Genomic DNA, 21,193 nt, shown 5'->3' on the forward strand with positions numbered 1-21,193 from the left:
TTTACTACTTCCTCATTCCCTCCCCATGTTCGCATTCAACGCCTCTAAATCCGTCCTGTTGGGCGCCCTGTTTACCCTGAGCCTAGCCACGTCCGCCTGCGGTCAGCAAACGCCTTCGCAGGCAGCGCCGGCGGCTAAAACACCCGCCCAGCTAGTGGGCTACACCACCGCCACGCTGCCCATCGAAGGCATGTCCTGCGGCTCGTGCGTCTCCAACGTGAAGCAGACCCTCAAGGGCCTCGACGGCATCTCGACGGTGGCCGTGAGCCTGGAGCAGCGCACGGCCACGGTGGCCTACGACCCCAAAAAGGTCAAGCCCGAGCAGATTCAGGCCGCCGTCAACGCCAAGGGCTACAAGGCCGGCGCGCTGACCACCGTCACCGGCAAATGAGCTTAGAAGATTTCCTGCACGAGTCGGCCGCGTCGCTGGCCGGCGGCCTGGGCTTCTCCGCTCTGCTGGCCGTGGTGGCCGGCGTGGTGGCCTGCAGCGTGTGCCCGTGCTCGCTGCCCGTGGGCCTCGGGCTGGCGGGCCTGGTGAGCACGAACTCGGAAACGGCCAGCAAGCGCAGCGGGTTGCCCGTGGCGGTGGCCTTCTTCCTGGGCATCGTGGTGAGTTTGACGGTGCTCGGGGCCGTGGCCGGCCGGCTGGGCGTCATCCTGACCGAGTCCTTTGGGCGGTACTGGGCCCTGGCCATGGCGGGCATTTCGCTGCTGGCCGCGGTTGTGGCTTTCTACGGGCCCTACCTGAAACCCCACCAGCTGCAAACCCTGCGCAAACCGGGGCTAAGCGGCACGTTCGTGTACGGCTTCATCTTTAGCCTGGGCACCTCGGCCGCGCCGCTGCTGCTGCTGCTGGCCGTGGCGGCGGGGCAGGCCAGCGTGGGGCGGGGGCTGCTGCTGGCCCTGGCCTTTGGCATCGGCCGGGGCCTACCGTTTCTGCTGGCCGGCGTGTTTGCCAAGTCGCTGACGGCGCTGGCGCAGTCGACCCGCTGGCGGCGGGGCATCCAGCTGGTGAGCGGCATCGCCCTGCTGTTTGTGAGCGGCTACTACGTGCGGGTGTTCGTCAACTTGCTCGACAACTAAGCCAGCTGACTATTAAGATAGGGGCGGTGGGGAAGCGAAATCCTGCAACTCCCCTGCTTAATTCTGCACCATCTGCGCGCACGCCCCCGCCGGGCGCGCTGTTACTTACTTGAAACGGCCGCTGCTGGCTCCACCTTCTTCTCTCTTATGAACACGCTTCAATTCAAAACCAACATCAACTGCGCCAACTGCGTCCGCGCGGTGACGCCGACCCTGAACGGGGAGCCCGCCATTGCTTCCTGGCAAGTGGACACGGAGAACCCCAACAAGGTGCTAACCGTGACCACCGACCTAAGCGAGGCGCAGGTCCTGGCGCTTGTGGCCGACGCCGGGTTCCAGGCCGAGAAAGCCTAACCGACGCAACGCTTTTACTTAACGGCGCCCGGTCCGTTCTCCCGCTAACATCATCCGCTGGGCCGGGCTGTTGCGTTTTAACCACCCAGCCAGGAAAGGCAAAGCGTTGATGTTCAGTGCTGCGGTGCTGCTCTCTGGCGGTGTCCTGTTCGGCTTTACCAGCCCGACCGCTGCCGACTGCCCCCTGAAAGGCACCCCCGAGTGCCCCTTGGTGAAAAACTGCCCGGACAAGGGCACGGCCTGCACGTTGGCAGGTGTGCCCGCTTGCTGCACCAAAAAATAGGTAGCTAGTCATTCGCTTGAAATAGGCTTGAGCCGTGTCGTCCATGCAGTTGCGCGGCGCCGGCTCAGGCTTTTTTTTGGCCTTGTGAAAAATATTTTCCTTATGTCGTAAACTTGCGACATAATATGTCGTATATTTACGACATAGTTACTGACCTCTTTATGACAACCGCGAAAACCACGGCCTTTACGACTGAGCAACAGCAGCTGGCCCGCGTGGCCAAAGCCCTGGCTCACCCCGCCCGGGTGGCCATCATTCAGTTGCTGGCCAGTAAGCAAACCTGCATTTCCGGGGACATTGCGGCGGAGTTGCCGCTCTCGCGCACCACCGTCTTTCAGCACCTGCAGGAGCTGAAAGCCCTGGACCTGATTCGCGGGGAAATTGATGGCCTCACCGTCTGTTACTGTTTGAATACCGAACTGCTGCGCCAGGTGCACCAGCAATTCACGGCCTTTTTCATCGAGGCCACGACGAGCGCGGCCTGCGGGCCGGCCGACGCCTGTGGCTGCTAACCATATCCTTCACCAAACCGCTCCAACCCATGAAAATCTCCGAAATGAAGCAGTCCCTGGCCGGACTCGACGCCGTTAACTTCCGCCTGCCCACCGGCGATTACCTGCCATCCCACTTCCACGTGACGGAAGTAGGCTTAGTGAGCAAGCATTTCATCGACTGCGGCGGCGTAGAACGTCGGGAAACCGTGGCCAACTTTCAGCTGTGGGAAGCCGGCGACTACGACCACCGACTGGCCCCACAGAAATTCCTGCACATTCTGAAGCTCTCGGAGAAGATTCTCGGCAGCGAGGACCTGGACATCGAGGTAGAATACCAGCAGGACACCATTGGCAAATTCGGCCTTGCGTTCGACGGCACGGACTTCGTGCTGACGCCCAAACAGACGGCCTGCCTGGCACAGGATGCCTGCGGCATTGCGGAACACCAGATTGCGCTCCCGCAACTGCAAACCGCCTGCTGCACCCCAGGCGGCGGGTGCTGCTAACCGCTCTTAACGGCGCTACCCTACAGGGCAGCGCCGTTTTGCTTAAATCCCCGCATTTCTTCTTCGTTTCTGATGACAATTGCCTTTTTCTCCGACGTGCACGGCAACCTGCCGGCGCTGGAAGCGGTGCTGGCCGATATGGAGCAGCGCCGCCCCGACATGATTTTTTGTTTGGGCGACTTGGTGGGCTACGCCCCCTGGCCCAACGAGGTGGTGAACGAGGTGAGGCGGCGCGGCATCCCGACGCTGGCCGGCAACTACGACCAGGGCATCGGGCTGGCCAGCGAGAACTGCGGCTGCGCCTACAAAACCGATGTGGAAAAGGGACTGGGTGCGCAGAGCATTGCGTACACGAATCACATCGTCGGCCCGGACGAGCGGCGCTACCTACGCTACCTGCCCAAGCACATGCGGCTGGACTTTCAGGAGGAGCCCTACACGCTGAGCCTGCTGATGGTGCACGGCTCCCCACGCAAAATTAACGAGTACCTGTTCGAGGACCGGCCCGAGGCCAGCTTCCTGCGGGTGCTGGCCGATGCCAACGCCGACATCCTGCTATTTGGGCACACCCACAAGCCCTATCACCGCACGTTTGCCTACGAGCACGAGGGTGAAACCCGCTACCGCCACGCGCTCAACATCGGCTCGGTGGGCAAGCCCAAGGATGGCGACCCGCGCGCAGCCTACCAGCTGGTACACTTGGACGAGAACACCCAACTGACGGACCCCAACAGCGTGCGCTCGGAGTTGATTCGCGTGGAGTACGATGTGGAGAAAGCAGCCCGGGCCGTGGAGGCCTCGCCGCTGCCCAACGAATACGCGGACATGCTCCGTAACGCCTATTAAACGGATTCTGCCATGACGATTATTCCGATGACGGACGCGCACTGGCCGGCGGTAAAGGCCATTTACGAAGCTGGCATTGCGACGGGAAATGCCACGTTTGAAACGCAGGCACCGGCCTGGGAAGCATGGGATACCGCCCACCTGGGCCATAGCCGGCTGGTGGCGGTGGACGAGGCTGGCACGGTGCTGGGCTGGGCGGCGCTCTCGCCGGTATCGAGCCGCTGCGTGTACGGCGGGGTGGCCGAAATCAGCATCTACATCGGGGCCGAGGCGCGGGGCCAAGGCGTGGGCCGGCAGCTGCTGCAGGCCCTGATTGCGGATTCGGAAGCTCATGGCATCTGGACGCTGCAGGCCGGCACGTTTGAAGAGAATAAAGCCAGCATCGGCCTGCACACGCAGGCGGGGTTCCGGGTGATTGGGCACCGCGAACGAATCGGCCAGCACCACGGCGTGTGGCGCAACACGGTGCAGATGGAGCGGCGCAGCCCGACCGTCGGCATCGCTTAATACAACTGCTTTTTATGACGACTTTGAATCAACATTTGCCCGCCGCGCCGGCTCCGGCCGCGCTGGCGGAAAAGAAACTCTCGGGCCTAGACCGGGGGCTGACCCTGTGGATATTCCTGGCCATGGCGCTGGGCGTGGCCCTGGGCTATATGGTGCCGGGCATCAACGGGGCTATCAACTACTTCTCGGTGGGCACGGTGAACGTGCCGCTGGCCGTAGGGCTGATTCTGATGATGTACCCGCCACTGGCCAAGGTGAAGTATGAGCAGCTGCCGACGGTGTTCAAGAACACGCGCATCATTGGCCTCTCGCTGTTCCTGAACTGGATACTCGGCCCGCTGCTGATGTTCTTTCTGGCTATCTGGCTGCTGCCCGACAAGCCCGAGTACATGATGGGCCTGATTCTCATTGGCATTGCCCGCTGCATTGCCATGGTGCTGGTATGGAACGACCTGGCCGACGGCTCGCGGGAATACGCGGCCGGGCTGGTGGCGCTGAACTCCATTTTTCAGGTGCTGTTTTACTCGGTGCTGGCCTGGCTGTTTATCACGGTGTTGCCGCCCTACTTCGGGCTGAAAGGCTACGCGGTGAACATCGGTATTTGGGACATTGCGCAGAGCGTGCTGGTGTACCTGGGCATTCCGTTCGCGGCGGGTTTTCTCTCGCGCTTGGTTCTGCGCCGGCTGAAAGGCAACGAGTGGTACGAAACGGTTTTTATTCCCGCGATTAGCCCGATTACGCTGGTGGCACTGCTGCTGACCATCGTGGTCATGTTCAGCCTAAAGGGGGAGGCCATCGTGCAGGTGCCGCTGGACGTGCTGCGCATTGCGTTGCCGCTGGCCCTGTACTTCGGCATCATGTTCGTGCTCAGCTTCGCGGCGGGCAAGTACCTGGGGGCCGATTACGCCGAGAATGCCAGCATTGCCTTTACGGCGACGGGCAACAACTTTGAGTTGGCCATTGCGGTGGCCATTGGCGTGTTCGGGCTCAACTCGGGGCAGGCGTTTGCGGGCGTAATCGGGCCGCTGATTGAAGTGCCGGCACTAATTGCACTGGTCAACCTAGCCTTCTGGTTTCGGCGCCGCTGGTACGACGGGAACAGCGTGGCTGCGCAGGCGTAATGGGGGCAGACTATCCAAACAATAAAGCGCCTTACCTCACGAGTCAGGCGCTTTTTTGCGTCCATGCGGCCGCATGGTAACCGCTGCCTAAGAAGCCTACTTTTTAACGGCTTCCGCAGCAGCCGGGGTCACCACGGCGGCCGTGGTTGGCTTTTTGGCGCAGCAGCTGGCCCCGGGCTTCTCGTCCTTCGAGCACTGCATGGTGGCTTCTTTAACCGCTTTTTTGTTCTTTTTGCCGGGTTTGCCGTCATGGGCCGCGGCGCTGCTGATGGTGGCAAACAGGGTCAGGGCAAGCAGGAGATTTTTCATGAGATGGAAAGGTAAAGGAGTGAGTAGGCGAAGGAAAGGCATCTAGCAGCAGCCGCAGGCCCCTGTGCCCTGCTCCTGAATGGGCGGGCAAGGCACCGTGCCGTAGGAGCAGAACACGCAGCAGTCGCCGGCCAGGGGCTTGAGCACGGTGTGGCAGCTGGTGCATTCGTAAAACCACTGGCAGGCGTCGGTGGGCATCTGCTCAGCTTGGGCATGCTGGCAAACCGGACAGGTAAGCACCGACGTCAGCGTGACCAAGGGGGTAGGGGCAGAAGGCGTGAGGGAAATCATAGCCGGGAGCATTTAGCGGGAAGGATTCAGCACCGAATAGCCGGTGCCGTTGATGGCCTTTTCAATCTGGGCCACGGGCGTCACGGCGGCATTATAGCGCACCTGGGCCGTGCCCTGGTCATAGGACACGCGCACGCTCTGCACGCCCGGCAGCTGCTGCACGTCGTGCTCCACGTGGCGGGCGCAGGCCTCGCAGGTCATTCCCCCGATGCGGTAGGAGCTCGTTTGCCACACCGGCGCCGTATTGGTGGCTGTCACCGGTTTGAGTGCCGCCGACGGGTAGAACCGCGCACTGTAGTAGGGAAAGGTCAACAGCAGGCCGGCCAGCACCGTCACGCTGGCCAGAAAGCCGCGTGACTGCATCAAGGAAGGTTTAGCCGGCACGGGGCAGCCACAGTCATCGTCTGCCACGGGCGCGGGCTTGAGTTGTTGGTACCAAGCAAAACTGAGCACGCCCACCGTCAGGGCCACCAGGTAAGGACGCAGGGGCTCCAGCCACGAGAAAGTGGAGGCGACGCCGCCCAGCCCACCAATGATGGCCAGAAGCGGGGTGATGCAGCACAGCGAGGCGGCCAGCGCCGCCAGCACGCCCGTGCTGGCCAGGGACTTGGAGGAAGTGAAAGCGGGCTGGTTCATACGGCAGCGGCAGTCAAGGCGGGTGAAACGGATGATAGCAGCGACTGCACCAATGGCTGATGCGCGGGGGTCAGCGAGTAAAACACGGTCTGGCCCACTTTGCGGGCCTGAATCACCCCGCCGTCCTTGAGCTTGCGCAGGTGCTGGGAGATGGCCGACACATTCATCTGCAGCACATCGGCCAGGTCGCACACGCACAGCTGCTGGTCGAGCAGCAGAAACAGCATCTTCAACCGCACCTCGTTGCCGGCCAGCGCGAGCACGGCCGCCATGGCTTCGATGCCCGGCGCAGCTGCAGCCAGACGCTGCTTGCTGTGTTCAATGTGGGCGGCGTCAGCAAAGACGCGGATGCAGGAAGCAGCCATAACTTTGAGTTTATACAAAGTTATTGTTTTCTTATTTAAGCAAACGCTTAAATAATTAGCGTAAGACAAAGATGAGGTATAGTGAGTAGTTGACTGTCCGTTATTGAATAGCTGCTTCAGCGTGCAAGGAAGACTCAAGACTACTTCCACAACCGGCCGCATTGAAAAACCGGACTACCCTTACGGGTCAGAATTCTTCCTTGGTTTATCCAACAAGGCACCGGCTCCCAACTACTTTACTTGCCGGTGCGCACTGGCAATTGCGGCAGTACGGTCCTCGCTCATGCCGGCCGTGGCGGCAAACTCTGGCCACCGTGCCACCTGTTGCAGCACGTCGTCTATCAGCTCGTCGGCCCCGCGGATGTTCATCTCCCGGGCCACGGCCCGCAGGTCGGCGCGGGTGAAGCCGTCCCGCTTGCCGTTCAGGGCCATCTGGTGCTGGCTGGTCCAGCGGTTACCGGGCTGGTAGGCATAGGCCACGTCGTAGGCCGGGGCTAGCTGCCACTGCCCGGCGGCGTCCATCAAAAACGAGATGTTCTTGGTGTGGTCGTCCTGGTTGCGGGCCACCACGTTGAACACCATCCGCCGGTAGAACTGCTCGGCCGCCGTGTAGGGCAGGCGCAGGTCGCGCATGACCTGAAAGGCCTGCTCGTAGGAGTAGGCGGCGGGCTGGTTGTAGTCGTAGTGGGCCAGCGCGCACAAGGTCTGCGCGTGGAGTTTTTCGCCCGCGGCCGTGCGGTCGAAGCGCCGGGTCATGAAGTGGGCCCGCGGCCCTTCCTCGTAGAGGCGGCACTCGCTCATCTGCAGGCCGCTGGCGGTGGCCATGAGGTAGTAGGCGTACTCCAGCCGCCCGAAATCCTGGGGGTCGGCCAGGGCCTGGTCGCGCACGCCATCCAGCTTGAGCAGCCAGTAGCCAAAGCCGGGCGGGGCCTTTACCTGGCCCGAGCGTACCTCGCCGCTGTTTTCGTTGAAGGCAATGATGGCCTTGGGCCGGGCGCCACCGGCCGAGGTGCCTACGGCCAGCAGGGCCGCCAGGCTGTCGGCGGCCTCGTCGCGCAGGTTGACGTGGAAGGCCTCGCGCTGGCCCACGACCTGCTGCGCCAGCTCGACCAGGGCGGCCACTTCCACAGGCTCGGCCCCCGCCCCGGCCACGTTGCCCACCTGGGGCTCGAATTCCAGGGCGCCCATGCCGCGGTTGGCGATGTAGCACAGGCGCTCCACCGGCGAGAAGTCTGCGGCGGCGCGGCCCTGCGTGGCCAGCCAGGCGTCGATGAGCTGGTTGCCGAACCGGTCCGGCAGCGCATCGGCCAGCAGCCCGGGCAGGCCGTGGTAGGTGTCGGGGTTGAGGCGGGGAAAGGAATACACCTGGCCGGCGCGGGCCGTCAGCGGCATCTGCAGCGGCGCCACATTCAGACCGGACTTCACAAAGCCGGGGTCATAGGCAAACGTGGCCAGCGACCGGGCCGCATCCCAGCGCACGGCGCCGACCAACTGGCCCCACAAGCGAACAAAAGCGAGGTCTACCATTCAGCGGGTGGGGGCGGCGTGGATGAAGCCGGCGAGGCGTTGCGGCGCTGCTTTTTGGCGAGGCGGGCCAGCGCCAGGGGGTTGATTTCCGCTTTGGTCACCAGCGTATCCAGCAAGTCTAACTGCTCCAGCGTGCGTAGCAGCTGCACAAAGGTGAGCAGCGAGGTAGGACGGCCATGCTCAATTTGGCTCAGGGTGGCCCGGTCGATGCCCGCGGCCTCGGCCACCGCTTGTTGGGACTGGTTGCGATTGAGCCGAATCTGGCGCAGGCTGCTGCCCAGTTCGCGCAGGATGGCCAAGTCGGAAAGAGAGTACCAATTCATGTTGTACAGACGCAACAAACAGGGCCAAATATACCATGTTTGTTGCGTTTGTACAACATATAAGAATCGCCTGCGGCACGGAATTATCCGTAGTTTATTTACCGGCCCTTCCCAATTGCTTAGTACCGCGGCCACTACAAAATCACATAGGTTCCTTGGCTGCCACTGGTTTTATACCTGGCGTGTTTGGCTTCGGCCCTACGGAAACGGAGAACTAGGCCCCGGTTCGCTACAGGAGGCGGGCATTAACGGCGAATAGCTTTGCCAAGGCCGGTGTTACATTCCGGATGAGGGCGTGGGCAGGATTTCCTGCTACCGGGTCGTGGACGCAAGGACACTGATTGTCAAGCGGAACCTTTGCCGCCAGCAAGGCCCCCGTGTGCGTGCTACGGGTGGCAATGGCTTGTTCCAATGTAGTCAGGGCCATGATATCGACAGATAGGCCGCCTTCTCCGCTGCGCATCTTGAAAGCGGCGCTGGTAGGCCGGCGGACACCGTCCGGCATTACTTTAAAAAACTGGGGCTGTAAGATGATTCTTCGGAGTAATTCATCCTCGGAGGTTATCTGATGCACACTCATGTATTGCTTGCTGGGCGCGGAGGATCAATAAAATGCCGCAAGGCAGCAAAGAGGCTAGTGTAAGTGCCAATGAGAGCGCCTTGCGCCGTGAAAAGCAGGTAGTCCTCGGTTCCATCGGGGTGTACCTCGATTTCCATCGAGGCATTGTCTCGGTCCAGTTCCACCTGTATGCCACCATCGCGCATGGGAAATACATGCACGCTTACGGCCGGCGCGTAGACCAACTGCAGCGAGAGGGAATTTAAGAGCTGGCGGGCACGGGCCAGGGCGCGCTCCTCGGTGGGCAAGGCCCCGTACGAATCCCAATTAGGCGACAGGTTGCGGAACGTCTCCAGCTGCGCCAAGAGCTTCGGGATAACCAGGCCCAAGCCGGTTACTGGGTTTCGCTTGGTCTTGATGGCCAGTAACTCAAGGGTCTCGAACAGGGAGAATTTGTTGCTGATACCCCGCGCATTTTTTCGGCTGGCCTGCTCGTTGCGAACAAATTCGTCCGCGTCCATCGACCACATGTCAATGCCTTTCACCGACCGGCGGTCAGAGCGGGCAATTGACTTGCGAATCGTCATTACTTGTGGTTCCATAGCGCTTCTTATACTGCTACTGCACGAAATTCGTACGAGGCTAATTTCAATATCATCGTTAGGACGAGAAAGACGTTTTCTACGCCGTACTCGTCGTCGTCCATCAAGCCATGGGCCACGCGGTTACGCAAGTTATAGCCGGCTTTCTCACTGAGGAAAAACTTGATAAAGAACCGATCCTCTTCTTCAAGCTTCCCTTTCAAGTCGGCCAGCAATTCGTCCAACAGCTTTTCCATGGTCACCTCCGAGCCCTCGCGCATCTTAAAAGTCGGCATATTCAACCGTACGCAGATGTAGCGCAGCAGGTACTCGACTTTCAACGTCAGTGAATCCGTGCTGGCAATGAAGTCGGGTTCATAGTCAGGGTCCTGCCGCCACGCTTCCAGTTCTTGGAAGAGCAGGCGAATGCCCGACATGATCAGGCGCAAAGGGGAAGTCTGGGTTTGCTGCCCGCTCGATTCCACCATACGGGGCTCACCCAGCCAACTGCGCTGCAAGAACGCTTCAATGGCGGTATCCGTCAGCTTTCCAGCTTTAAACGCTTCCAGCATCAGTTTAACCAACGTCTGGGTAGAGAGCTGGGCCAGCAGGCTGTAGGTATTCAAAAACTGAAACTGCTCCTTCTCTTCTTCCGTGTAAAACGTTTGTACCGTGTTGCCGTGCTTGTCCTCCAGGCTTTTAGGCAGCATGTCCATAAAAGAGTCGCGCTGGGCCTGGGCGGCCTCGCTCACCTTATCCAAGCTGTGGAACATGGGCGTCAGGCACAGCTCCGTCAGAATGCCCTCGGCATCTTTGGTACGCACCACTTCATCAATGTACTCCATCAACGCCCGGGTGGCCTCGTCCGGCATTTGGGTGCGGGTCTGCGTCAAGGCAAAGCGCGTCCGCAGGCGCTGATATTCCTGCTCCAGGCGCTGGCTATTAGGCTGGTCTTTCACTTGCCGGTAGATGCGCAGGGCTCGTTCCGTAAAGGTGACGGCTGTCATGTTGTGCTGTGCCTCCGCTTCCTGGGCCAGCGCTTCCAGCTGCTGCGCCTGAAACGTCAACCACCGCTCCCGTTCGCGGCGGGCTTTGACGGCCAGTTCCGCCGCCTCGGCCGCCAGCTCAATGGCGCCATGCCGGTAAGTTTGCGCCAGTTGATGCACCCCATGCCAATCTTGTTCGAGCAAGGCATCGGCCTGCGCCGGACTGTTCAGCGAGCGGTAATACTCGGTAAACAACCGGGTGATGGAGGCCAAGACCAGCAAGGTAGAACGGCTCTCCAACGGCCAGGAAGTGTGCAGGTCCACCAAGTAGTCGACGATTGCGCGCAGCAGCTCTGCAACGCCCGCGTCGTTTTTTCGCGTGTTGGCCAGTTGAAAGGCTTTCCGCAACACCTCAATCGCATGCAGGGCATAATGGGCCCGCTCCCCGGCCACGCGGTGTTTGTCGATATAACTGCTTCCTAATCGAAAGAGCGTAGCCGCCAAGTCCCGAACTTCCTCATTAGTGCGGAGTTGCTTGCGCAAATACAGAAACAAACCGTATTCGCTCTTCAGATAAAGGTTGGGGGAAGCCCGATACCGCTGCTGCACATACGCATACTCGGCCGCGCCATACCCGCTCGTATCCGGCCAGCCGAACTCGTGCTCCACGCCCTGCTCGTCTTTTCGGGTACCACTGATCTGATAGCCTACCCCTTTGTCAAGTTGTTTACTGGCGGCTACTACTTCCTGTTCTATTCGGGCTGACCGGGCGTTTTCGAGGTCCCCAGCCCCCGTAAGCTGCACAGCCATTTCGCCCAGTCGCGAGGTAATCGCGTGATGGTCCTTGACATCTTCGCTGGCAGTATCGAGGTAATTCAGGTAATTCTGAAGGTCTTGCATGTAGTGGCTTTACCGGTGCTTCCTAAACAAGGCGGCGGGAAGATTGGCTCCCATTACAGGACGTTGCGCGCAATCTTGCGCATGGCCGACGGCGTGTCGCCAAACTTGCACAGGGCCTCACAGTGCTGGCTGAGTTCGGAGAACAGAATGTAGTGGATGGTTGCGCCAGCGGCCCGAATGGCCGGGCGTGAGAGTTGGGCCTGTACCTCCTTCTCGCGGGCGTCGGGCACCACTAAATACAAGGCTGTTTCGTGTTCGGGCATGGAAAACGCCAAATCCGTCAGCCGCAGAATGCCGCTGTAGATGCTGGTGCTTTTCTCGACCTCAAAGGCGGCTACCACCCGATTGGTACCGGGTGCAAACCACACCACATCAATGAGGCGAATAGTGGTGGCCACGTCGGCCGGTACCGGCAGCTCGGGGTGCTGGTCGAGGCAGAGAAATGACAGCTTCTGGCCGTGACACAAGCGGTTACGGTCGTTGATGGCCGTGGTCACGTCGCAGCCCAGGGCCTTGCCGATGCGCAGCAGGTGGTGCTGCATCTGGGTGTGCTGGTTTTGCTCCTGGGCCTCGGTCTGCACCTCCTGGTGGCGCTTGCGGGCTTGCTGCTGGTACTTATCGCGGTCCTCGTCGCTGGCAAACTGCTGGTCGCCGGCAATCATCTTCTTCACGCCCACGTCGAAGAGCAAGCCCGCCAGCGCCCCGTAGTCCAGGCTCAGGTGCTGACGGTGCTCCTGGTTCAGGTCGCGTAGCCGCTCGCGCATGCGCAGGTACTCCGCCCAGGAGCCCAGCTTGATTTTCTCCCCGAACAGGGCGTTGAAGCCGTTGACGATGGCCGTGTTGCAGGGCGGCATCAAGGTGGGGTGCAAAAAATACAGGATGCTGGCTACGGCCGGGCCCAGCCCCTTGATTTTGCGGCGGTCCAGCAAGTCTATTTCGCGTAGTAACTGCTGCTCGGTGGTGGCGGCCAGACAGCTTTCCAGAAATTGCCCGAAGGCGCGCTTATTGTCCTCGTGCTCGTAGATGTCGGGAATGCGCAGCTTGGGCTTCCAGTAGAAGGGGTGGGCCGCGCCCTGAAACACCTGCTTTTGCTCGCTGATGACGCTGAGCACAAATTCAAGCGACGTGCCCTTGAAATCGTTGCCGAAGCTACCGGCCTTGATGTCCTTGACCACCTGCTGTACCCCGCGCCGGATGGAGCGAAACGCCTTTAACCGTTCCTCGTTGTTGATAAACCAGGTATTGTAAACGGATTCGGAATCGGCTTTGTACGATTGAATAAGGGGCGGTAGGGCAGCAGACATAAAAAGGAAGTAGAACCAATACAGTAGCTAAGTTGCACAGAAGTCCGGGCCCAATCATCATGCTTCCGGCGCGGGTCCCGGCATTTCGCGAAATGGCGGCTACATCTGGTGTCCGGGCATGTCCATCCCGGGCATTGCATCCATTGGCATACCCGGCCGCATCGACAGGTCCCCGTACTGCGCTGCCAGGTAATATCCCACGGCCAGCAGGAGCAGGGAGAGCAAGGCTACCGCAGCCTTGCGGGATGCCGATATATGCTGACCGCCCATGTTGTGGTGGCCAGTAGCGTGCTGACCGCCCGGCGCTGAAGCATCAGCTGCTACGCGCATGTGCGCGGCAGAGGCTGCGGTGTGAGCTGTGATGGCGGGGTCGGTGGCGCGCTCGGGTGGTGGCCCCCCTTTGCCAAGAGCACGCTCGGTGCCCATGCCGTGCTTAAGCTGGTTTTTCACGAGCCACCAGTTAATGGGGTAAGCCGTGAGGGCTCCTACCAGGGTGGCCAGTGACATAATTCCCCAGAAGCGTACGGAGGCAGGCTCCATAGCCGTCATGTCGCGGGTCATCAGGATAACCATAGTTGGAATCATGCCAGCCATGACCGCATTCATGGACACCCATTCGGGGTAAAAAGAGGCCCGCATGGCCTTGCTATAACTCCCCCCCAGCATGTCTTTCATAAACAAGGCCTGGAAAATAAGTAAGCCAAACAAGAAGCCGGCGGCGTACTCCACCCAGATGTCAATGCCCATGGGCAAGCGCAGCCAGCTGGTAATGATGGCTGCCGCAATGATGCCGGTGGCGTCGCCGGCTAAGCAGTGGATAGTGGAGCCGACGGTTTGCTTCCACAGCGGGGCTACAAACTGCTCGTGGGTGCCGGGGGCCGGCTCGCGGCAGGAAAACCAGTAGATGAGCAGGCCCACCGGCCCGGTGTAGAGCGTCACCAGCACCCAGCCCCATTTCATCACCTTCATTTCCGGGGTGCGGGTAAACAGGTCCCAGGCCACGTAGGCTACGGAAAGGGCGGTTAAAGTAAACCAAATCCACAGCAGGTACTGCGGAAACAGTGGCTCCGACATTGGGTGCATCAGGGGAGGGGAGTAAGTAAAACGGAAAGGAAGTAAAAGACCAAAAAGAAGAATCTTCAGCGGAGCGGCTGGCGCAGCCTAGCCTCCATGGCGGCTGTCAGTGGGTCAGCATACGCGCCGTATGCATTTACCAGCACGCCCCGCAGGTCCAGTCCGATGGCCCTGATGGCGTAAAGGATGGATTGGTCAGCTGGGTCGGAGGGCCCTTCAAAGCGAAACACCGCGTCGACCTGAAACTGCTCGGGCCGGAGCTGCAGGTCGTGGGCCGCGCAGTACAGGCAGTCGGGCCGCAGGTTAAAGTCTTCGGTGTAGCCGCGGCTGCGCAGCTGCTGCAGGGCGGAAGAGAGCGTGTCGGAAGGTTCCATAAGGGTAAGGAAGGAAAACGTACGTCCAGCAGGAGCACGTGGCTTACTGTGGCCAGCGGATACCCAGCTGCCAGCATTCGGCATAATCCAGCGCCATATGCAATAAAAAGCCCACGGCCCACGGGCGGGTTATTGGAGGAAGCAGCACGAACCCATAGATGCCCATCGCCCAGTACGTATGTAGGGGGTGGTAATTGATGCTGCACCGGGTAGGGTCAAACATAGGCGTGGCCAGCACATGGTCTATGTCTAGCAACAGGGCTGCGGCCAAGATAAGCCAGGCCCGGCGCCAGCGCGGCCGGTAGAACAGCAGGGCCACAATACCAGGCACCAGCAGGTGGAGAAGTGCGTGCACCATACGCAGCAAACGGCAAGGAAAAAGAGCGACCCCGTGGGAGCCGCTCTGAGAATGGCAGCTACGCTACCAGTTAGTAGGATTTGTTGGCCAGCAGCCAATCCTGCAACTCCTTAATTTCCATTTGCTGGTCCGTGATGATCTTCCGGGCCATGGCCTTAGGGGTGGCTTCCCGACCCAACTCAATCTCATCCTCGCTCATTTCCAGCGCGCTGGTGTGGTGGTCAATCATGAGCTGGGCAAAGTCCTGGTCCGCGTCGCCGGTGAGCACGCGCAGGTCATTGTTTTTATCCATCATCTCCATGACCATCATGGCGCGGTCCATGAACTCCATCACCATGGGAGCATGGGCCGGATGGCCGGCCAGGAAGGCATTGAACTGCGTGATTTCGGCCTGCTGGGCGGTAATTACGCGCTGAGCAATGGCTTTCATGGTTGCGTTGTCCCCGTCACTGAGTTCCTTCTGGGCCATTTTGATGGCGCCCATGTGGTGCATGACCATCATCTTGGCGTAGTCATTGTCGGGATCCATGGTGGCCGTCATCATATCCATCTCCTTGCTCATATCGTGCATGATAGACATGAAGGCGTTTTTGTCATGAGCCTGCACCTTCAGGCCATCGGCTTCATCTTTGTTACACGAAGTCAGGGCACCGAAGGCAAGTACTGAAGCAAACAGGGTAAAGCGGAGCGAACGTGGCATACTACAGGGTTGAATGGTAGGCAAAGGCAACAGAGGTTGTTACCCTAGCTAAACGATGCAACAGCCTCCCTGTTTGCCCACAATTCGGCCGAAAACCTTGTAAAGTTTCCAGTCCCACGCCTCTAAGAGAGAGTTTCCAGGCCGAGACGACCCGCGCTGCCGGGCCCTAGGGCCTGAAAATCGGAGGGGGACATACCCGTGACCTGGCGGAACTGGTTGGTCAGGTGGGCCGCGCTGCTATAACCCAATTGTTTCGCGACGCTGCTCACGTTCGCGTCCTGGTAGCTGAGCAGTTCCTTGGCGCGCTCCACCTTTTGGCGTATGATGTACTTCTCCAGCGTCAGGCCCTCGCGCACCGAGAACTGGTGTGACAAGTACGCGTAGGCCCGGCCGACCCGCTCGCTGATGAAGTGAGAATAGGTGTGAAATGGCTGCAGCTCAACCGGGGTGTAGTGAATCAGCTCTACCACCAGGGCCTTCACCTGCTCCACCAGCTGATCGCGTGGGTCCTCCACCAGGGCAAAGCCGTAGGCCTGCAGGGCTTGCTGCACCACGGGCTCCTGTAGGGGACTGCCATCCGCCATGCGCACATTAGCTGCCCCCAGGGCCACGTCGTCCACCACCAGCCCGGCCTTCTCCAGCTCGCGCTGCACCACCCGCAGGCAGCGGGGGCACACCATGTTGCGGATGGAAAGGCGAACCGCCCCGGCCGCGGGGGGCGGTAGGGTGGAAGTGGCGGACTGCGTCATGATGTTCATTTTACGACCAGGCTTCCCCGCAGCATGTGCATGCCGCAGGTGAAAGCAAAGGTACCGGCTTGCTGGGGCAAAAACTCAATGGCCGTAGTTTTAAACGGAGCCAGGTCGCGCCGGATGTTGAAGTCGGGCAGCAGCAGCTCCTCGGAGCAGCTGTTTTCCTCATCGCGGTAAAAGTTAAGCTGCACGGGCTTGCCGCGCTCCACCTCAATGACGTCGGGCGAGTAGCCGCCCTTCACCATGATGTCGACCTGCTGGATGCCCGCCGACGAGGAAACGGCCGCCGCCACCCGGTGCGGGGCCAGAAAGAAAAACCAGCCGACAAAGGCCAGCAGGCCCACGCCTGCCAGGGTGACGATTAGCTGAGTAGTATCCATAGGGGAACGTACAAAAAGGAAAGAAAAGGCCGCCTTATGCGGTCCGCTTATAAGCGCGCAGGCGCAGCGAGTTGGTCAGCACCGACACCGAGCTCAGGGCCATGGCCCCGGCGGCCAGCATGGGCGAGAGCAGCCAGCCGGTGAGCGGGAAGAGCAGGCCGGCCGCAATAGGAATGCCCAGCGTGTTGTAGATGAAGGCGAAAAAGAGGTTCTGCTTAATTGTGCGCATGGTTTGGCGCGAGAGGTCAATGGCCGTGACCACGCCCTGCAAATCCGAGCGCATGAGCGTGATGCCGGCCGCTTCCATGGCCACGTCGGTGCCGCCGCCCATGGCCAGGCCGATGTCGGCCTGGGCCAGGGCGGGCGCGTCGTTGATACCGTCCCCGACCATGGCCACCACGCGGCCTTCGGCTTGCAACTCTTTCACCTTGCCGGCCTTATCGGCGGGCAGCACCTCGGCAAAGTAGCGCTTGATGCCTACCTGTTCGGCTACCTTGGCGGCGGTTTGTGGGTTGTCGCCGGTCATCATCACCACCTCAATGCCTTTTTGCTGCAAATGGCGAATCGCGGCCACCGACGTGTCGCGTACGGTATCGGCTACCCCAATCAGGGCCACCACCTGCCCGCCCATCGCGGCGTAGAGCACGGTCTTGGCTTGGTCCAGCAGCTGCGCGGCGGCCTGCTCGGCCGCGGCCGTCATCGGCACCTGGTGCTCGACGAGCAAGCGGCGGTTGCCCAGCAAAATAGCCTGCCCGTCCACCGTGGCACTGGCCCCACGGCCTTCCAAAGCCTGAAACGCGGTGGCCGACAGCGCTGCGGCGCCCTGGGCATCGGCGTAGCGCACTACGGCCTCGGCCAGGGGATGCTCGCTCTGCCGCTCCACGGCGGCCAGCAGGGGCAGCAGGCGGTCAGTAGCTTCCCCGGTGACGGGCACGAAGTCCGTCACGCTGGGCTCCCCGCGGGTGATAGTGCCGGTTTTGTCGAGCAGCACGGTGGTTACCTTCTCCGCTTTCTCCAGGGCCTCGGCATTGCGAATCAGCACGCCGTGCTCGGCCCCCTTGCCGGTGCCGACCATAATGGCCGTAGGCGTGGCCAGGCCCAGGGCGCAGGGACAGGCGATGATGAGCACGGCTACAAAGTTGACCAGCGCCAGCGGCAGGCGCGTGGCTTCGGGGGCAAAGTCAAACCAGAGCACAAAGGTGACGATGGCAATCATAACCACCACCGGCACGAACACCGCGCTGACTTTGTCGGCCAGCTGCTGGATGGGGGCGCGGCTGCCCTGGGCTTCTTCCACCAGCTTTACAATCTGGGCCAGCATGGTTTCGGCGCCCACTTTGCTGACGCGAAAGCGGAACGAGCCGGTCTTGTTGAGGGTGGCCCCGAACACGTTGTCGCCCTGCTTCTTTTCCACCGGCAGGCTCTCGCCGGTGAGCATGCTCTCATCGACGGCCGAGTGGCCGCTGAGCAGCACGCCGTCGGTAGCTACTTTCTCCCCAGGGCGCACCACCACTTCGTCGCCGGGCACGACCTGCTCGATGGGCACGTCTACTTCCTGCCCGCCCCGCACTACGCGGGCGGTTTTGGCCTGCAGCCCCATCAGGGCCTTGATGGCGGCCGAGGTCTTGGACTTGGCCCGGCTTTCGAGCACCTTGCCCAGTAGAATCAAGGCAATGATGGTGGCCGTGGTGTCGTAGTACACCTCGGGCATGATGCCGCGCTGCATAAACCAGTGGGGAATCACCGTGGCGGCCAAGCTGTAGAGAAAGGCCGCCCCGGTGCCCACGGCGATGAGCGTGTCCATGCTGGCGGTGCGGTGCCGGAAGCCGTTCCAGGCCGAGACGTAAAACTCGCGGCCGCTGTAGAGCAGCACGGGCAATGTCAGGGCCAGCAGCACGTAGTTGAGTACCGGCGTCGGGATCAGGTTCATCATCCGGGGCCAGAGCATGAGCATACTCAACGGCATGATGACCACGGCCAGCCCCACCGCTACCTGGAAGCGGCGTTTGAGCTTCTGGTAAGCCTCGGCCTTGCGCTGGTCCAGCTCCTGGTCGGAAGCCAGCACGTTGGGCGAAGCCGGCGCGACCGGCTCGTGCACACCGTAGCCGGCCTGCTCCACGGCCGCCTTCAGGCCGGCGCGGTCAATCTGGCCCGGCAGGTACTCGATGGTGGCCTTTTCGCTGGCCAGGTTTACGGTGGCGCGCTGCACGCCGGGCGTGCGGCTGAGCGCCTTCTCCACAAAGTTGGAGCAGGACGCGCAGGTCATGCCCTCGATGTTAAGCGTGGCGGTCTCGGTGCCGCCAGCGGGCGCCGCTGGCTGGGCGGGTGCCGCCGGGGTGGGGTGATGATGGGGTATGGTTTCCACGAGTAGTAGCGTTGGTGGGGAGCGGTAAGTTGCTCGTTGTGGTCAACACGAAGTAAACTGGCTTCGGTACCCAATAGATGTGCAGAATTGAGCTTTGCGCTTACAACATTTGCATACCCCGTCGTCCAGTGTGCCGGCACGTACACAATTCAGTCGCTGAGCTTATAAGATTTCCAGCATAGCCCGATTGCACTCCCAGCGGGTCAAAACCAGAACGGGGCCTAGGAAGGCCCGCAGACGCTGAAAAGGCCATTTCTGGGGCGGTAGGGGAGGAAAGGGGCTTAGCCGCCGAGCTAGGGAGGCCAGAGTAGCAGTAGAATACTATGTAAACCTTTCCCATAATTTTGCAGTTGACCTGTACCAATGTTCCGACTCCAGACCCATTCCCGACGCGCGGTGGCGACCTCCTTACTGGTGGTCTTCCTCAACGTGTTTTTTGGGCAAGTCTTCTGTGCGTTGGTAATGCCAGCGGCCCCGGCTCAAGCCATGGCGCACAAGCACCCGGCCGGCACGCCGGCGCATGAGCACCCGCAGCCAGCGTCGTCCAAGCACCAAGCGCCCCATTCCCATGGGGCTGGCCTCAACGCGACGGCGGCTCACCACCACGACGAGCGCGAAGCCCCCGCTTCCGGGACCTCGCACCAGCACGGCCCTAAGGGTGCCTGCTGCCAGGATGATGCCGCAACCGTATGGGCCTCGCTGGCGCATCCGCCCAAGGCGGGAATTGAGAAAATGGCGTTCATGCCGGTGGCTCTGCCGCCAGCACCCCTGACCGTAGTGTTCCGCTTTCAGCAGTGGGACCGTTCGCGTCCCGTGCTGCTGGTGGCGCGGCGGCAATTAAAGCCCAAAATACCCGATATCCGCATTTTCATCCAGTCGCTGACTGTCTGATTTTTCCGACGCGCTAAGGCTCGCGCCGGCATAGCTGTGCTATGTCCGGGGCGGGCCTTTTCGTTTGCCCGTCGCGCGTGGTCCGGCCGCGCCCCTTCCCCTTTTTCTTCCTGGTTTTTTCCTCCCGGCAATGAAGAGTTGTTGCGAAGAAGCTGGTACGCCGCCCCGCCGAGGGCCGGGCCGTCGCCTGCTCTCCTACTTGCTCTACGCCGTGCTGGCCGCCACGCTGGGCTTTGTGCTCTGGCAGCAGTGGCAGGCCTAAGCACTGGCTGGAGCCCTGGGCCGCCCTGAGAAGCGCCCCCCATTTTCATCACTCATTTCCTCCCCCATGCATCGCGTACCCCTTTCGCTGCTGGCCCTGGCCAGCGTCCTGACCGTGGCCGGCTGCTCTTCCGAAACCGAGTCGAGTAGCGCCACTAACACCGTAACCACACCCACGGATGCGCCAGCCGGCGCCGGGGCGGATCACGGCGCCGGCCACACCTATGCCTGCCCCATGCACCCCGAGGTGACCAGCACCAAGGCCGGGGAGACTTGCCCCAAGTGCGGCATGAAGCTCGAACACAACGATCAGGCGGCCGGCAACGGCAAAGCCTACGCCATGAAGTTTGAGCCGCAGCCCATGCAACTCACGGCCGGGCAGCCCTCGCAGCTCGTCTTCACCCCCCAGGAAGTCGGCAACGAGGCCGCGCCCGTGCCCCTGGCCCTGGTGCACGAAAAGAAAATTCACCTGATCATCGTCAGCAAGGACCTGGGCCAGTTCTACCACGAACACCCCGACTATACTGCCCAGGGCAACTATAAGGTCACCTACACTTTCCCCAAGGGCGGCGACTACGTGCTGTTTCAGGACTACACGCCCACGGGAGCTGGCCACCAGCTGGGCCGCCAGCCCATCACGGTGCAGGGCCCGAAGTACGCCCCGGTAACGTTCAAAAATGATGACATGCAGTGGGAGCAGGATGGCTACCAGGCCACGCTCTCCTTTGACAAGCCGCTCACCACGGGTCAGCTGCTGGGCATGAGCATCACCATCCAAAAGGACGGCCAGCCGGTCACTGACCTGGACAACTACCTCGGTGCCCTGGGCCACGTGGTGGTCATTAGCCAGGACACGGAGCGCTACCTGCACGTGCATCCCAATGACCAAGCCGACAAAGGCCCGCGGATCGGCTTCAACACCAACTTCGAAGCTCCTGGCCTCTACCGCGTCTTCCTGCAGTTCAACCACGGCGGTAAGATCCATACCGGCGACTTCACTATCAACGTGAAGGGCACGGCCGCTAGCTGAGGCATCCCTGTTTAGTTCCCTTTTTACAAACCA

General features: G+C 61.1%; 27 protein-coding genes. 11 read left to right on the top strand and 16 right to left on the bottom strand.

What is annotated here, in order from left to right:
• The first annotated feature begins 25 nt into the window (after positions 1 to 25).
• From ABIB60_RS19405 to arsB, 8 genes are all read left to right on the top strand, one after another.
• Positions 26 to 391, top strand: a complete 366-nt coding sequence (locus ABIB60_RS19405) for a heavy-metal-associated domain-containing protein (protein ID WP_081910968.1) — start codon at positions 26 to 28, stop codon at positions 389 to 391.
• Positions 388 to 1,083, top strand: coding sequence for a cytochrome c biogenesis CcdA family protein (locus tag ABIB60_RS19410; RefSeq protein ID WP_044019214.1), 696 nt, complete (start codon positions 388 to 390; stop codon positions 1,081 to 1,083). The genes ABIB60_RS19405 and ABIB60_RS19410 overlap by 4 nt, the downstream gene beginning before the upstream one ends.
• 147 nt (positions 1,084 to 1,230) lie before the next feature.
• Positions 1,231 to 1,437, top strand: coding sequence for a heavy-metal-associated domain-containing protein (locus ABIB60_RS19415; RefSeq protein WP_044019215.1), 207 nt, complete (start codon positions 1,231 to 1,233; stop codon positions 1,435 to 1,437).
• Positions 1,438 to 1,881: 444 nt separating this feature from the next.
• Positions 1,882 to 2,232 (top strand): ArsR/SmtB family transcription factor, encoded by a 351-nt coding sequence (locus ABIB60_RS19420; protein WP_044019299.1) that lies wholly within the window; start codon positions 1,882 to 1,884, stop codon positions 2,230 to 2,232.
• 29 nt (positions 2,233 to 2,261) lie between these two features.
• A complete protein-coding gene (locus ABIB60_RS19425) occupies positions 2,262 to 2,720 on the top strand; it encodes a DUF6428 family protein (RefSeq protein ID WP_044019216.1) in 459 nt (152 codons plus the stop codon).
• 72 nt (positions 2,721 to 2,792) lie between these two features.
• Positions 2,793 to 3,566, top strand: coding sequence for a metallophosphoesterase family protein (locus ABIB60_RS19430; protein ID WP_044019217.1), 774 nt, complete (start codon positions 2,793 to 2,795; stop codon positions 3,564 to 3,566).
• A 12-nt stretch (positions 3,567 to 3,578) separates the two neighbouring features.
• A complete protein-coding gene (locus ABIB60_RS19435) occupies positions 3,579 to 4,073 on the top strand; it encodes a GNAT family N-acetyltransferase (RefSeq protein ID WP_044019218.1) in 495 nt (164 codons plus the stop codon).
• Between the two features lie 14 nt (positions 4,074 to 4,087).
• A complete protein-coding gene (gene arsB / locus ABIB60_RS19440; RefSeq protein WP_052381916.1) occupies positions 4,088 to 5,194 on the top strand; it encodes an ACR3 family arsenite efflux transporter in 1,107 nt (368 codons plus the stop codon).
• Between the two features lie 96 nt (positions 5,195 to 5,290).
• Here the strand turns inward: arsB and ABIB60_RS19445 are convergent, their stop codons facing one another.
• The 16 genes from ABIB60_RS19445 to ABIB60_RS19520 form a co-directional block, all read right to left on the bottom strand.
• A complete protein-coding gene (locus tag ABIB60_RS19445; protein ID WP_044019220.1) occupies positions 5,291 to 5,503 on the bottom strand; it encodes a hypothetical protein in 213 nt (70 codons plus the stop codon).
• A gap of 42 nt (positions 5,504 to 5,545) precedes the next feature.
• Positions 5,546 to 5,794 (bottom strand): GDCCVxC domain-containing (seleno)protein, encoded by a 249-nt coding sequence (locus ABIB60_RS19450; RefSeq protein ID WP_052381937.1) that lies wholly within the window; start codon positions 5,792 to 5,794, stop codon positions 5,546 to 5,548.
• A 12-nt stretch (positions 5,795 to 5,806) separates the two neighbouring features.
• Positions 5,807 to 6,430 carry a mercuric transport protein MerTP gene (merTP, locus tag ABIB60_RS19455; RefSeq protein ID WP_052381917.1) on the bottom strand — a complete coding sequence of 208 codons (624 nt, stop codon included), beginning with the start codon at positions 6,428 to 6,430 and terminating at the stop codon, positions 5,807 to 5,809.
• Positions 6,427 to 6,795, bottom strand: coding sequence for an ArsR/SmtB family transcription factor (locus tag ABIB60_RS19460; protein WP_044019301.1), 369 nt, complete (start codon positions 6,793 to 6,795; stop codon positions 6,427 to 6,429). The genes merTP and ABIB60_RS19460 overlap by 4 nt, the downstream gene beginning before the upstream one ends.
• A gap of 231 nt (positions 6,796 to 7,026) precedes the next feature.
• Positions 7,027 to 8,322 carry a type II toxin-antitoxin system HipA family toxin gene (locus ABIB60_RS19465; RefSeq protein WP_044019223.1) on the bottom strand — a complete coding sequence of 432 codons (1,296 nt, stop codon included), beginning with the start codon at positions 8,320 to 8,322 and terminating at the stop codon, positions 7,027 to 7,029.
• Positions 8,316 to 8,645 carry a helix-turn-helix transcriptional regulator gene (locus tag ABIB60_RS19470; protein ID WP_071884651.1) on the bottom strand — a complete coding sequence of 110 codons (330 nt, stop codon included), beginning with the start codon at positions 8,643 to 8,645 and terminating at the stop codon, positions 8,316 to 8,318. The genes ABIB60_RS19465 and ABIB60_RS19470 overlap by 7 nt, the downstream gene beginning before the upstream one ends.
• A 576-nt stretch (positions 8,646 to 9,221) precedes the next feature.
• On the bottom strand, positions 9,222 to 9,806 hold the full coding sequence (locus tag ABIB60_RS19475) for a hypothetical protein (RefSeq protein ID WP_044019229.1): 585 nt from the start codon (positions 9,804 to 9,806) through the stop codon (positions 9,222 to 9,224).
• Between the two features lie 8 nt (positions 9,807 to 9,814).
• Positions 9,815 to 11,671, bottom strand: a complete 1,857-nt coding sequence (locus ABIB60_RS19480) for a DUF4209 domain-containing protein (RefSeq protein ID WP_044019230.1) — start codon at positions 11,669 to 11,671, stop codon at positions 9,815 to 9,817.
• Positions 11,672 to 11,724: 53 nt separating this feature from the next.
• The gene (locus ABIB60_RS19485) at positions 11,725 to 12,975 is read right to left on the bottom strand and encodes a type II restriction enzyme NmeDI-related protein (RefSeq protein WP_044019232.1); all 1,251 of its coding nucleotides are present in this window, start codon (positions 12,973 to 12,975) and stop codon (positions 11,725 to 11,727) included.
• 99 nt (positions 12,976 to 13,074) lie between these two features.
• The gene (locus ABIB60_RS19490; RefSeq protein WP_044019233.1) at positions 13,075 to 14,058 is read right to left on the bottom strand and encodes a DUF4396 domain-containing protein; all 984 of its coding nucleotides are present in this window, start codon (positions 14,056 to 14,058) and stop codon (positions 13,075 to 13,077) included.
• Positions 14,059 to 14,114: 56 nt separating this feature from the next.
• Positions 14,115 to 14,423 (bottom strand): hypothetical protein, encoded by a 309-nt coding sequence (locus ABIB60_RS19495; protein WP_044019234.1) that lies wholly within the window; start codon positions 14,421 to 14,423, stop codon positions 14,115 to 14,117.
• Positions 14,424 to 14,466: 43 nt separating this feature from the next.
• The gene (locus ABIB60_RS19500) at positions 14,467 to 14,781 is read right to left on the bottom strand and encodes a DUF6122 family protein (RefSeq protein ID WP_044019236.1); all 315 of its coding nucleotides are present in this window, start codon (positions 14,779 to 14,781) and stop codon (positions 14,467 to 14,469) included.
• Between the two features lie 70 nt (positions 14,782 to 14,851).
• Positions 14,852 to 15,481: a DUF305 domain-containing protein gene (locus ABIB60_RS19505; protein WP_044019237.1), complete on the bottom strand. Its 630-nt coding sequence runs from the start codon at positions 15,479 to 15,481 to the stop codon at positions 14,852 to 14,854.
• Positions 15,482 to 15,603: 122 nt separating this feature from the next.
• Positions 15,604 to 16,230 (bottom strand): helix-turn-helix domain-containing protein, encoded by a 627-nt coding sequence (locus ABIB60_RS19510; protein WP_052381938.1) that lies wholly within the window; start codon positions 16,228 to 16,230, stop codon positions 15,604 to 15,606.
• A 5-nt stretch (positions 16,231 to 16,235) separates the two neighbouring features.
• Positions 16,236 to 16,613 carry a cupredoxin domain-containing protein gene (locus ABIB60_RS19515; protein WP_044019239.1) on the bottom strand — a complete coding sequence of 126 codons (378 nt, stop codon included), beginning with the start codon at positions 16,611 to 16,613 and terminating at the stop codon, positions 16,236 to 16,238.
• Between the two features lie 34 nt (positions 16,614 to 16,647).
• A complete protein-coding gene (locus ABIB60_RS19520; RefSeq protein WP_316963318.1) occupies positions 16,648 to 18,978 on the bottom strand; it encodes a heavy metal translocating P-type ATPase in 2,331 nt (776 codons plus the stop codon).
• A gap of 363 nt (positions 18,979 to 19,341) precedes the next feature.
• On the opposite strand from ABIB60_RS19520, the gene ABIB60_RS19525 reads away from it, so the two are divergent.
• The 3 genes from ABIB60_RS19525 to ABIB60_RS19535 all read left to right on the top strand — a co-directional run bounded on the left by ABIB60_RS19525 (position 19,342) and on the right by ABIB60_RS19535 (position 21,160).
• On the top strand, positions 19,342 to 19,869 hold the full coding sequence (locus ABIB60_RS19525; RefSeq protein WP_044019240.1) for a hypothetical protein: 528 nt from the start codon (positions 19,342 to 19,344) through the stop codon (positions 19,867 to 19,869).
• Positions 19,870 to 19,999: 130 nt separating this feature from the next.
• On the top strand, positions 20,000 to 20,131 hold the full coding sequence (locus tag ABIB60_RS19530; protein ID WP_257883438.1) for a hypothetical protein: 132 nt from the start codon (positions 20,000 to 20,002) through the stop codon (positions 20,129 to 20,131).
• 66 nt (positions 20,132 to 20,197) lie between these two features.
• On the top strand, positions 20,198 to 21,160 hold the full coding sequence (locus ABIB60_RS19535; RefSeq protein ID WP_052381918.1) for a DUF8832 domain-containing protein: 963 nt from the start codon (positions 20,198 to 20,200) through the stop codon (positions 21,158 to 21,160).
• Positions 21,161 to 21,193 lie beyond the last annotated feature (33 nt).

It is taken from the genome of Hymenobacter sp. UYP22, from assembly GCF_040547285.1.
Taxonomy (GTDB): domain Bacteria; phylum Bacteroidota; class Bacteroidia; order Cytophagales; family Hymenobacteraceae; genus Hymenobacter.

Excerpts from the sequence above, each read along its gene's own strand:
- merTP (WP_052381917.1), bottom strand. The coding sequence starts at position 6,430 with ATGAACCAGCCCGCTTTCACTTCCTCCAAGTCCCTGGCCAGCACGGGC.
- ABIB60_RS19525 (WP_044019240.1), top strand. The coding sequence starts at position 19,342 with ATGTTCCGACTCCAGACCCATTCCCGACGCGCGGTGGCGACCTCCTTA.
- ABIB60_RS19485 (WP_044019232.1), bottom strand. The coding sequence starts at position 12,975 with ATGTCTGCTGCCCTACCGCCCCTTATTCAATCGTACAAAGCCGATTCC.
- ABIB60_RS19515 (WP_044019239.1), bottom strand. The coding sequence starts at position 16,613 with ATGGATACTACTCAGCTAATCGTCACCCTGGCAGGCGTGGGCCTGCTG.
- ABIB60_RS19480 (WP_044019230.1), bottom strand. The coding sequence starts at position 11,671 with ATGCAAGACCTTCAGAATTACCTGAATTACCTCGATACTGCCAGCGAA.
- ABIB60_RS19535 (WP_052381918.1), top strand. The coding sequence starts at position 20,198 with ATGCATCGCGTACCCCTTTCGCTGCTGGCCCTGGCCAGCGTCCTGACC.
- ABIB60_RS19500 (WP_044019236.1), bottom strand. The coding sequence starts at position 14,781 with ATGGTGCACGCACTTCTCCACCTGCTGGTGCCTGGTATTGTGGCCCTG.
- arsB (WP_052381916.1), top strand. The coding sequence starts at position 4,088 with ATGACGACTTTGAATCAACATTTGCCCGCCGCGCCGGCTCCGGCCGCG.
- ABIB60_RS19530 (WP_257883438.1), top strand. The coding sequence starts at position 20,000 with ATGAAGAGTTGTTGCGAAGAAGCTGGTACGCCGCCCCGCCGAGGGCCG.
- ABIB60_RS19415 (WP_044019215.1), top strand. The coding sequence starts at position 1,231 with ATGAACACGCTTCAATTCAAAACCAACATCAACTGCGCCAACTGCGTC.
- ABIB60_RS19505 (WP_044019237.1), bottom strand. The coding sequence starts at position 15,481 with ATGCCACGTTCGCTCCGCTTTACCCTGTTTGCTTCAGTACTTGCCTTC.
- ABIB60_RS19435 (WP_044019218.1), top strand. The coding sequence starts at position 3,579 with ATGACGATTATTCCGATGACGGACGCGCACTGGCCGGCGGTAAAGGCC.
- ABIB60_RS19510 (WP_052381938.1), bottom strand. The coding sequence starts at position 16,230 with ATGACGCAGTCCGCCACTTCCACCCTACCGCCCCCCGCGGCCGGGGCG.
- ABIB60_RS19470 (WP_071884651.1), bottom strand. The coding sequence starts at position 8,645 with ATGAATTGGTACTCTCTTTCCGACTTGGCCATCCTGCGCGAACTGGGC.
- ABIB60_RS19410 (WP_044019214.1), top strand. The coding sequence starts at position 388 with ATGAGCTTAGAAGATTTCCTGCACGAGTCGGCCGCGTCGCTGGCCGGC.
- ABIB60_RS19495 (WP_044019234.1), bottom strand. The coding sequence starts at position 14,423 with ATGGAACCTTCCGACACGCTCTCTTCCGCCCTGCAGCAGCTGCGCAGC.
- ABIB60_RS19465 (WP_044019223.1), bottom strand. The coding sequence starts at position 8,322 with ATGGTAGACCTCGCTTTTGTTCGCTTGTGGGGCCAGTTGGTCGGCGCC.
- ABIB60_RS19475 (WP_044019229.1), bottom strand. The coding sequence starts at position 9,806 with ATGGAACCACAAGTAATGACGATTCGCAAGTCAATTGCCCGCTCTGAC.
- ABIB60_RS19450 (WP_052381937.1), bottom strand. The coding sequence starts at position 5,794 with ATGATTTCCCTCACGCCTTCTGCCCCTACCCCCTTGGTCACGCTGACG.
- ABIB60_RS19445 (WP_044019220.1), bottom strand. The coding sequence starts at position 5,503 with ATGAAAAATCTCCTGCTTGCCCTGACCCTGTTTGCCACCATCAGCAGC.
- ABIB60_RS19460 (WP_044019301.1), bottom strand. The coding sequence starts at position 6,795 with ATGGCTGCTTCCTGCATCCGCGTCTTTGCTGACGCCGCCCACATTGAA.
- ABIB60_RS19420 (WP_044019299.1), top strand. The coding sequence starts at position 1,882 with ATGACAACCGCGAAAACCACGGCCTTTACGACTGAGCAACAGCAGCTG.
- ABIB60_RS19430 (WP_044019217.1), top strand. The coding sequence starts at position 2,793 with ATGACAATTGCCTTTTTCTCCGACGTGCACGGCAACCTGCCGGCGCTG.
- ABIB60_RS19405 (WP_081910968.1), top strand. The coding sequence starts at position 26 with ATGTTCGCATTCAACGCCTCTAAATCCGTCCTGTTGGGCGCCCTGTTT.
- ABIB60_RS19490 (WP_044019233.1), bottom strand. The coding sequence starts at position 14,058 with ATGCACCCAATGTCGGAGCCACTGTTTCCGCAGTACCTGCTGTGGATT.
- ABIB60_RS19425 (WP_044019216.1), top strand. The coding sequence starts at position 2,262 with ATGAAAATCTCCGAAATGAAGCAGTCCCTGGCCGGACTCGACGCCGTT.